A 10,104-nucleotide genomic window follows, 5' to 3' on the forward strand; every position below is an offset into this window, starting at 1 on the left:
GAACTTCAAAAAAATGGATATAGGAAGTTCTACTTAAGTTCGGTCTTTTTTATAAAATATTTACTCTTGACCTAATTGCCATTATACGCTGACCCCGAAATTCATTTCATTAATTCCCCTGCAAAGCTGATTAAATATCCAGCCTGTTCATCTGTAATTTGTTTATTTGTCTGAGCCTTTACATGGTTCATAAATGCAAGAAGCTGACTATCTCTCACTTTTGTATTTCCTCTTTCTTCCGCTGCTTTTGCAGCAGCTAGTTTAGAAAGATATGAGACAGCTTTTTCTTTATTGCCATTATCATGTAAGAAAGACTCTGTTAATCCAGCTAGGCTCTCAAAGTTTACTGTGACAGTTATTGTAATAGATACTGTCGTTTTATTTCCAGCAACATCAACGCCCTCTGCTTTGAACGTGTGATTACCGATTCCAAGCTGATATGCCGGTGCTGAAATTTCTTTACAAGTACTTGTATCAATACCTGATAACACATCTTCTCCGTTACAAGAAATCGTAACAATCTCATCAATACCATACACTGTACCATCCCCACCAGAGAAGTTAATGACCGGTGCTGTTAGGTCAATGTTAATTCCAACTTCCTTTTTTTCTTCAACATTGCCAAATTCATCTTTACTCCAGTAATGGATGACGTGCTGACCTTCTTCACGAATGTCAATCGAAGTTCCAGTTTGAACATCGCCGTTATTGATTGAGTAGTACGTTGCAGCAACCTTTGATTCACTGTCTGATGCTTTTAAGTTCACCGTAACAGGACCGCTATACCAATGGTTTTGTGCTTCTCCCACAATGTCATGCGTTGTTTCAGGAGGTGTGACATCTGGCGGTTGATTACCACCTGCAAATTCTAGTGCCATGTAAAACAGATTTGTCACATCATCTTTTGTAATCGTATGTGTGCCAGGCTCAAGTGATACAGTCACAATGCCATCTTTCATTGGATAACTTTTTCCATTTATCTTGATTCTTACTCCATCTGCTGTATTAAACACCAAAGTTAATGTTGAATCTTTCGTAGTGGTAAACTTAATGCTGGTTGAGCTTTCAATTTTCAAAGCTTGAGTTAGGGTTAAACCATTATACACTACGGTTCCCTTACTTTTTGAGAGGCTCCCTGCAATCGTGAAAAAGTCGCTTGCATTTCCATCCGTGGTAAAGTTGTGGACATATCCTTCAGTTGATGGGTCTGTTGGATCAGTTGGATCAGTTGGATCAGTTGGATCAGTTGGATCAGTTGGATCAGTTGGATCAGTTGGAGTTTCTGTTGAACTGCCTCCTACAGAAACAAGGTTAGTGGTGTAATTTCTTATTTTAGTCATTAGTGCTGCATTAATGCTACTCGATGTGTCATCAACGGAATCATCAAATTCCCATGTAAAGTCTCCATTATTTAAGCGTCCAGCTTCTGCCGTTACAATTTGTTCAACAAGGCTTACGTCATCAATGTCTGATGGGTCTATTCCCAAATCGATCCTTGTATCAAAGTTATTATAAGTTGTTCCACCTACTAATGTTTTGTATGAACTTGGAACCGTTTCATTTCTTGCCGAAGCTAAGTAGGCATCAAATGATGTTGCATGAGCCGGAGCTGTTCCGGTATCGGAATTCGCATAAATAAGACTTGCTGCATCAACAATCCTATTATTGTATGCTTTAATCATACCTCCATCCTCACCAGAGAATGTACCATTTCCTAAAGCATCAGTGCCTTGTAAGGAACTCATCATTGGATATTTAGCATGTCTAAAATAGTTAGATTCTACAAAGGCTGAGCTTCCTGTTGTAGTACCCACACCATATTTTGAGATTCCATCAAAGAAGTTATTGTATACATGAACAGATGCTTTTCTTATACGCGGGTGACGGGAGTCTGAATGATCAAACCAGTTATGGTGGAAGGTTACAAAGAATTCTGCCGAGTCACTCAAACCGACTAGAGCAGATTTTCCGGCATCCCAGTAGTGATTGTAAGATAGTGTAATATACGTTGATCCATTTTTAAGGTCAGTGGAACCATCGCCTTTTGCCTGGTCAGCATCTCCTCCTGCAGTTCCATAGAAAATATCATTATGATGGATCCAAACATTCACATTGCCTGTATCCAGGGAAATGCCATCGTCAGGGAATAACGCTACACCTAGATTTCTTACTTCTACATTACCGACATATCGAAGCAGGAAACCCCATCCATAGGCATAGGCATCTTCTCCGATACCTTCTAATGTCATATTCATTTCCGAAAAATTTGATTTACCTTTTACTTGAAGATATCCGCTGCTGTTAAGCTGTCCACTCATGTCAGCAGCTGTAACTTTTCCAATAAATCTGATGGCAAGTGGTGTCGTATCGTAGCCTTTTTGTCTTAAGTTCAAAATTTCACCGATACCAACCGCCGTTTGTTTAGCGCCCTTACTATTGATGATCACATCAAGCGTTACGGTTTTGGCATTCTTAGATGTTACATAAATAACTTGAGCACCATCCTTAAGTGTTCCACCATCATGATAAGCACCAGAACCTGTGCCATATTGAGAGTTTGCTGCAAAAGCAAATCCGGATCTGTCATGTGCCGCTACTGAAAGTGTATTTGAAACAGTGCTTACTGTTGAACCATCTGCCAGTAACGCTTCAACTTTCATGACATAATCTCCAGCTGCAAGGCCCAAAGCATCAGCTCTCCAATATGCAGCGTATTTTCGAATTAATTCATCGTCAATTTGTTCATATTGAGAATCTGGTCCGCCTGCAGGTTTAACATACACCTTATACCCTTCCGCATTACCAATAGGTGACCATTCTACATATGCAGTTTCAAACCAGCCGCCGCTGTCAGATACAGAAAGACTAGCAGCATGGACAGTCTGATTGGCGAATCCTCCTATTACTAAAGATAGAATAAAAGAATACAATAAAAAATGACGAAATACTTGTGTAATCACTCTCATTATTAACATTCCTCCTTAGTTAAAAAGTTTATGAAACTCTTCTTTCATTTTTTAATTTTAGTTGAAAACGCTTACAAATATAATTCAAAATCTTTGTAAAATTGTTTGAATTCTTTATATTTGATATACACATGAGGAAACGGTGTGACTCCGAAAGAAATGATAATGCAAGAGGAATTCCAGTAAAAGGAATGAACCCCTTTGGCAGCTAAAAATTTTGTCAGTTAAATAAACGTTTGATTAAATACGCGGAAATGCCTACTGGTAAGGGTTTAATTCTAATTAACGGCCAAAATTTTTGTCAGTTAATCAAACGTTTGATTAAATATAGCTCTGTCACACATCGAGGGTATTTGATTATAGGTTCAGTGGGAGTAAAGATTAATCTAGCCAAAATTGAGGATAAAAAGAAAGCATGTTCCTGAAAGCCACTTCTACAATCCTTTTTTATCCTTTTTAGTTTCATTTGATTGACTTGTTTGTATATCTCTTGTAAAATTTTGTTAAGTGTTTACTTTAGATAATGCCCTTACTTAAAAGTAAGGGGATGATTTATCAATGATTCATCAGCGTGAATGTCCAGTTGAGACACTCATTCATGTTTTAGGTGGCAAATGGAAACCAATGATTTTATGGCATTTGATTGAATCCAAAAAGCGATTCAACGATCTGGAAAAGCTTATACCTGATGTTTCACAAAAAATGCTTTCACAACATCTCCGAGATTTGGAACGAGAAGGCATAGTCGATAGAACGATCTACCCTACCATCCCTCCAAAAGTAGAATATTCCCTTAGTGAATACGGCAAAACATTGATCCCTGTAGCAGAAGTCATGTGTGCATGGGGAGAAAATCATAATAAGCGAAAATATAAAGAATCAGCGTCTTAAAGCTGGTTCAATGAACCTGTACACTAATTCAATCAACAAAACAAAAGCTGCCACGGGATAACCGGGCAGCTTTTGTTTACCTACAGTCGGCACTCCTGTTATGAATTAATTTTCGGGCTTGAGTTAATAAAACTCCTGATAGTGTAGGATTGTCGCCAACCTGTCTTTAGAAATTTCCTATCCTCCCGAAATCCGCGTGAACAAATAAGTCATCCCATTCTGTCATGCTTACTTTTAAGTAAGTACCTTACTTTAAAGTGGGTACTTAACATAATATTAAAACGATGCTACGCTTGAGTTAACCAAATATTAGGAGCCATATAAGAGGAGGAAAGAACAATGAAAATTATTGTTTTTGGAGCGACGGGGAATACAGGAAAAAGAGTGTTGGCGCAAGGGATAAAAATGGGGCATGAAATGACCGCATTTGTGCGAAATTCTGAGAAGCTTTATGATCAACTAGGTGAGCATTCCGCACAGCATGTGGAGGTGATCGTGGACGATATTATGGACCCGGTCAGCGTCGGTGAGGCGCTCGCGCATCAAGACGCCGCTATTATTGCAGCCGGCCATGCGGGCCAGGGAGAAGAGTTTGTTCGTATCGTCGATAACATTATAACCCAATGTGAATTCCAACCTAGTTTCTCTGGGCGGGTATGGATAATGGGAGGAGCCGGTCTGCTGGGTATTCCATATACCGATCTTATCGGCAACAATTTACCCGGCTTCCCGCCTGAGTATAAAAATCACAACCGGAATTTCGAACGGCTACAGCAGACTCAACTCGATTGGTCCATTATGTGTCCGGGAACAATGATTGATTCGATAGATCATCCAGATCAGGTTCATCTGCATATAACATTGGAAACCTTGCCCATTCCGATTCCGGAGATGATCAAAGAATATTCCGAGGCAGATATAGCCCGTCACTTGTTCAGCCGACTTCAAGAGCTGGATGTTGCTTATGATGATGTCGCGAAATGTATGCTGGACCATATAGAGCTCGGAGGTTCGTTTAAAAGAAAAAGGGTCGGTCTTGCCTATCAAAGCGATATTCTGGTGCACCGAGGAGAAGGGAGATAATCGGTTTGTTTGGATTACTGCTCGTTTTGCATATATTGGCTTCGATCGCCATAATTGGTCCAGCTTTCGTGATGCCCATCATTCGAAGATCCGCTAGAACCGTCGGTCAGCTGTGCTTTGCTTTTGGTATAACGACCAAGCTTGCCATAATACCTAAAATTGGCGGAGCCGTACTTATTATAACCGGGGTTTGGCTTATGATCATAACCAGGATGGGGCTATCCCAAATGTGGCTGAATGTATCCTTCCTTTTATCGCTGCTCATGGTCGTTATGATCGACGGATTGATCGAGCCGCGTATGAAAAAGATCATAAAGATTGTATCTGAAAGTCAAGACCAGGGTAATGAAATACCCGCCGAGTTCGGACTGTTGATGAAAAAGATCGTACCAATCGAGACGGCGGCACAGCTACTAATGATTGCCATATTGGTGCTTATGGTCGTTAAGCCATTTTAAAGAAGCCGACGGGAGCGACTTGACCACATTTTAACCAATAACGCATCAGAATCCGGGAATCTATGATAATGAAGGGAGCCATTTTTTCAAATTGATCCCTTCTCGAAGATCACAAACAATCCCCATGGAAAAAGGTGATATTATGGGGGCCAGCCTGAAGGGAGATTCATAGAAATTCGCAGTTTCCCAATAAAATCTTTTTTAGGCGAGTTATTATCAATGTTGCAACACCCCGAAAATCCACATTTTACCCTGTTCTGCTCAATAAAAAATGGCAGGACTGATAAAATTCAGCCTGCCATTTTTATACAATTTCTTTCAGTCTTTTTCTTTTTATTTTTTTTATAAAATTAACGTTTGTATATGTTAATTTAGCAAAATTAAATCCACTTAACAAACCAACTTAATTTTAAATCTATTATGTCTATTTCTTTGAAATTACAGTAAACATCCCTGTCATATTGGGTGAGTAGTCTTTAAAATCATATCTCTCATAGAACGATTCTTTGCCTTGTGATGCAAACAAACCAACAAACGCCTTATCTGGGGCATTTGTATATAAGTATTCAACCAAAAGATTCATTATTTCATTTCCAATACCATTTTTCTGATAATCTGGATGAACCACTATATCCTGGATATAGAAATAAATAGCCCCATCTCCAACAATTCGTCCCATACCCACAATTTGTTCATTATCCTTAACTGTGATGCAGTGAATAGAATTCCTTAGTGATGTTTCCACTACTTCAAAATTCATATAATTGGTCCATCCCACAGACTCACACAAATATTTGTATTCTTCCAATGTGGGAATATTATTTTCAATCTTATATTCTTTCAAAATGTTGCCTCCAATGATTCAAATTTCACCAATAAATATGTATTCGACATTGTTTTATTAACTCCTCTTCCTGTGCTAACCTGCCACTTTACTTGTTCAAAAAGAGATATTATTTAAGACTATTGCGAATTTGTTCGAGTAACCTTTTTGCAGGATTGTATGTTTTATTTCGTATTAGTAATCTATTTAGAAGTTGATTAAATGTATGATTTGTAACCGATTGGGGACGTGAACTTGGCACTTTCATAGTTTGTTGTCACGCCGTTACACATGCGGTTGCAGCAGCCTTTTATACCGCGAACGAACCGGATTTCTAGTTTTATAAAAAATTCTCAGGGTAAAGAAATACTATTACCATGATTTAAGGAGATGTAACAATGAGCATTAAAGCGCTAGTTTTAAATTGCAGTTTAAAAGACAGCACCCAGCAATCCAATACCCGTGCGCTGATTAACGAGATTGTAAAAATTTTTGATGAAAACAGAGCGGAGACGGAAGTGCTCAGGATGGCTGATTATAATATCGGCTTTGGAATTACCCATGAGGCAGTGAATGATAAGGATCAATGGCCAGAGATTTTTGAAAAAGTGAAGCAGGCGGATATCCTTTTGCTTGGCTCGCCGATTTGGCTTGGCGAACAGAGCAGCCTGGCCACTTTGGTTGTAGAAAGATTGTATGGTGGAAGCAGCCTTACGAACGAAAAAGGCCAGTACATTTACTATAACAAAGTGGGCGGAGTGGTTGTGACCGGGAATGAAGACGGTGGGAAAAACGTCTCAAGCTACCTAATTTACGCATTGTCGCATATTGGGTTTACGATTCCTCCAAATGTGGATACCTATTGGGTGGGGGAAGCGGGCCCTGGTCCATCCTTTATTGAGGCAAACGGGAGAGAGAACGATTTTACGATGCAACACGCAAAAATAACTGCTTACAATTTACTGCATTTTGCCCGGTTGCTGAAAGAGTATCCGATTCCGGCAGAAGGAAATGTGATTGAAAGTCAATAGTAAGGTGGCTTGAAAAGTTTGAACATAAAACTCAAATAATATGCTAAACTAGCAGTCCGATTCAAATAGAATTGGATTGCTTCTTTTTGTGAAAAAATCCGACCCTATTATTAGTCAAAAAGACAGTCTTTTTTTTCACTAAAGCACCCTTTTTGAATAAGGATTTTTATGAGATTTTACACTTGATATCTGCTATAAGGGAAGACTTTAACCCAGTAATTTTTTCAACTACCTGGTTAGGAATCCCTTCCTTTAAAGCCTTCTCAGCTATTTCAATTGAGTTGTTGGTTGTTTCAACAAGAATTTTTATAAACCTATTATCTTCAAATTTAAGAATATCATCTTCGTCTTCTCCATCCAATGTATAAACAGATTTATATGAACCTATATGTTCTTCATTGTAATAAATCCTAAGAATGACATCTATAAAATCATCATAATCAAATAAGTGCGTAAACTGGATTTTATGAACATCTAATTCAATTAACCTTGAATCCATCTCACCATAATCAAAGTCAAAATCTTCATCTTCTTTCCGCCAATTATCAAGATATGTCCAAAATCCATTAATCGATCTTTGTTCTATATTATGTTTCTTATACCATTGTTTTAACATCTCTGAATTCATAGCTTACCCCTTAATGTTTTAATGATTTTAGTCGGTATAGATAATATTTTATCGCTAATTAAACTATCCTGAACCTTAAGTGGAAGAAGAAAAAGGGGCTGCCGCTGCGACCCGATTGTTCAACGAAAGCAACCGTTAGCTTAATAAAAAAAAGACCGCCGCAGTGACCTTTCATTATCAAAAATTGAAGCTTCATAGGATATCTTACGATTTACTTGTTTTAACGTTATCTAAGATTTCAGAAACAGCGATGGCTATACTTGCATTTAGCATTCCTAATATAGAAAAATAAAAAAGATTTGGGTCTGTGTGAGTTGCAAAGAATGATACAACAAAAATATATGAGCAACACAAAAATACCACTATTCCAAAAATTAACAAGAATTTACCCATTACGACGACATCCTTTTCGACATATTTCTATCTTCAACAAAAAATTCGACAAAAGGTTAAATATTCCTTCTTTATAAGTCGTCGAAACCTCTTTTTCTTATTCAACTGTATACATGAAGCAGTTCAATAAGAAAAGGCTGCCCAATTGACAGCCAGATATTTAACTCTTGCGCCCGTTAGTGAAGTAAGGGAAGGCTTTTGTTCTCTAAAGGAGTTGCGTCGGGAAAATGCTGAATTACCACGTTAAGGAAGTTTCAAGCCATTTAAAAAAATTTTCCACCAAAAATAATCAAAAATTATAAGGATGCCTATCCCAAACAAAATGTAAGCGGAAATTTTGTGTTTTTTCATATATTCTTCAACCCCACCCATAATGACACCACAAAAAAAGAAAAGATAGCCCAATCTGGTAAGCCATATCGTAAACGAAGTTTCAGATGGGACTAAGAATGAGCGGATAATGATCATAACAACTCCTATTACAATCAACAAACGCTCCAATATGGTAAGCCTCTGGAGTTGATTCAATTTATTCACCCTCACTTACATTTTTATAAGAATAAATTCATAATTTCCTCACAAATAACTGTTTTGATTATTATCAACTAGCGTATTCTACTATATTCTTCATTATTTGATACAATATGATTTCTTTGAATCTCCCTTTATGATTAAAAATATACCGCTACCTATTATTCCAATTAAAATTATAGAATATATTGCTAACAAATTGTCCATAACCTCCCCCTATGATTTAGACCTTTCTTTATTCCCACTTTAACTAAAGAGTCACTCCTTCTTCAACTGCTTCGTTAGCACAATAAGAAAATGCCACCATAATGGCAGCTGGATCTTAGATTCTAGGACTGGTTTTAGAATTATCTACAAATGAATTATGTAAATTCCACACCTTATCTCCTAAACTTTCTATTAGTGCTTTTGCTCTTTTTTCAATGTTATATGGAAGGTTATCTTTGCTGAAATACTCAAGATTTAAACTCTCCCCATCATTCATTTCTAACTTTCCACTTATGTCTATCGCACGATATAGATTTATTATACTATATGTTTCATCCCCATTTGGATAACGGAAATAATAACGTGGACCAGAGAAAACACCTACTAACTCAAACCGATCCGCTACAAGTCCAGTTTCCTCTTTTAATTCACGAGAAGCAACTTCTTCTAGAGTTTCACCAAGTTCCATTGAGCCACCAGGTAAACCCCAATCTAATGTATCTGATCGATGTTGAAAAAGAAGTTCCTTTCTCTCATTTACCACAAGTATCGTTGCCCCGACACTTATTATTGGTCTACTACCAATTAACTTTCGTATTTCAGATATATATCCCACTTTTCCTCCTCCTAATTATCCCCTAATGTATATATATTTCTCCTTTAATATCTAGAATACCTTGTTCCACTAACCTGCTCTTTACTTCAATAAGTAAAAGAGGCTGCCCAACTTGAACAAATTCCTCGGCTTCGGTCGCTTATAGCTCTTATAAGCTACCCAACTTAAAAAAATTCACCGGTTTCGGTAGCTTATAGCCCTTATAAGCTACCCAATTAGGACATTCACCGTTTTAACTCTATTTTTATATTTTCTGAAGTGACTTATTTCTGGGTGCGAACCAACCCATTAGGGCAATACCGATTAATACTCCATAGAAAATCAAAGTCCAAACTGTACTGTGTGGAAAATGAGGGTCTAAGACACCAATATCCTCATGGGCAAGGGTTTTTAGCAGTTTCAATAAATATAGACATATATAGACATGTGGATTAATTTGGTAGTATAATAGGGGTATGGAAAAGTTATTTAGAATGT

Annotated in this window: 9 protein-coding genes and 2 pseudogenes; 4 read left to right on the plus strand and 7 right to left on the minus strand. The window is 37.6% G+C overall.

Annotation, left to right across the window (positions count from 1 at the left end):
- Positions 1 to 101: 101 nt before the first annotated feature.
- Both ACIQCO_RS27430 and ACIQCO_RS27435 read right to left on the minus strand, forming a co-directional pair.
- A complete protein-coding gene (locus tag ACIQCO_RS27430; RefSeq protein WP_400435298.1) occupies positions 102 to 878 on the minus strand; it encodes an OmpL47-type beta-barrel domain-containing protein in 777 nt (258 codons plus the stop codon).
- Positions 867 to 2,966, minus strand: a pseudogene (locus tag ACIQCO_RS27435) (pectate lyase family protein); the annotation flags it as partial. The gene ACIQCO_RS27430 and the pseudogene ACIQCO_RS27435, both read right to left, overlap by 12 nt.
- Before the next feature lie 558 nt (positions 2,967 to 3,524).
- Here ACIQCO_RS27435 and ACIQCO_RS27440 point away from each other — a divergent pair.
- From ACIQCO_RS27440 to ACIQCO_RS27450, 3 genes are all read left to right on the plus strand, one after another.
- Positions 3,525 to 3,857 (plus strand): winged helix-turn-helix transcriptional regulator, encoded by a 333-nt coding sequence (locus ACIQCO_RS27440; RefSeq protein ID WP_400435285.1) that lies wholly within the window; start codon positions 3,525 to 3,527, stop codon positions 3,855 to 3,857.
- A gap of 339 nt (positions 3,858 to 4,196) precedes the next feature.
- Positions 4,197 to 4,940 (plus strand): NAD(P)-dependent oxidoreductase, encoded by a 744-nt coding sequence (locus ACIQCO_RS27445; protein ID WP_400435287.1) that lies wholly within the window; start codon positions 4,197 to 4,199, stop codon positions 4,938 to 4,940.
- Complete coding sequence (locus ACIQCO_RS27450; RefSeq protein WP_400435300.1) at positions 4,940 to 5,398, plus strand: DUF2269 family protein; 459 nt, start codon at positions 4,940 to 4,942, stop codon at positions 5,396 to 5,398. The genes ACIQCO_RS27445 and ACIQCO_RS27450 overlap by 1 nt, the downstream gene beginning before the upstream one ends.
- Positions 5,399 to 5,822: 424 nt before the next feature.
- Here ACIQCO_RS27450 and ACIQCO_RS27455 read toward each other — a convergent pair whose 3' ends face one another.
- On the minus strand, positions 5,823 to 6,242 hold the full coding sequence (locus ACIQCO_RS27455) for a GNAT family N-acetyltransferase (RefSeq protein ID WP_400435289.1): 420 nt from the start codon (positions 6,240 to 6,242) through the stop codon (positions 5,823 to 5,825).
- A 377-nt stretch (positions 6,243 to 6,619) separates the two neighbouring features.
- On the opposite strand from ACIQCO_RS27455, the gene ACIQCO_RS27460 reads away from it, so the two are divergent.
- A complete protein-coding gene (locus ACIQCO_RS27460; RefSeq protein WP_400435291.1) occupies positions 6,620 to 7,252 on the plus strand; it encodes a flavodoxin family protein in 633 nt (210 codons plus the stop codon).
- Positions 7,253 to 7,418: 166 nt separating this feature from the next.
- Here the strand turns inward: ACIQCO_RS27460 and ACIQCO_RS27465 are convergent, their stop codons facing one another.
- The 4 genes and pseudogenes from ACIQCO_RS27465 to ACIQCO_RS27480 form a co-directional block, all read right to left on the minus strand.
- Positions 7,419 to 7,880, minus strand: coding sequence for a hypothetical protein (locus ACIQCO_RS27465; protein WP_400435293.1), 462 nt, complete (start codon positions 7,878 to 7,880; stop codon positions 7,419 to 7,421).
- 636 nt (positions 7,881 to 8,516) lie between these two features.
- Positions 8,517 to 8,774, minus strand: coding sequence for a hypothetical protein (locus ACIQCO_RS27470; protein ID WP_400435295.1), 258 nt, complete (start codon positions 8,772 to 8,774; stop codon positions 8,517 to 8,519).
- A gap of 352 nt (positions 8,775 to 9,126) precedes the next feature.
- On the minus strand, positions 9,127 to 9,627 hold the full coding sequence (locus tag ACIQCO_RS27475; RefSeq protein ID WP_400435296.1) for an NUDIX hydrolase: 501 nt from the start codon (positions 9,625 to 9,627) through the stop codon (positions 9,127 to 9,129).
- 244 nt (positions 9,628 to 9,871) lie between these two features.
- Positions 9,872 to 10,104: pseudogene (locus tag ACIQCO_RS27480) on the minus strand (hypothetical protein); the annotation flags it as partial.

It is taken from the genome of Neobacillus sp. NPDC093127, from assembly GCF_044754175.1.
In the GTDB taxonomy this organism is placed as follows: Bacteria; Bacillota; Bacilli; order Bacillales; family Cytobacillaceae; genus Neobacillus.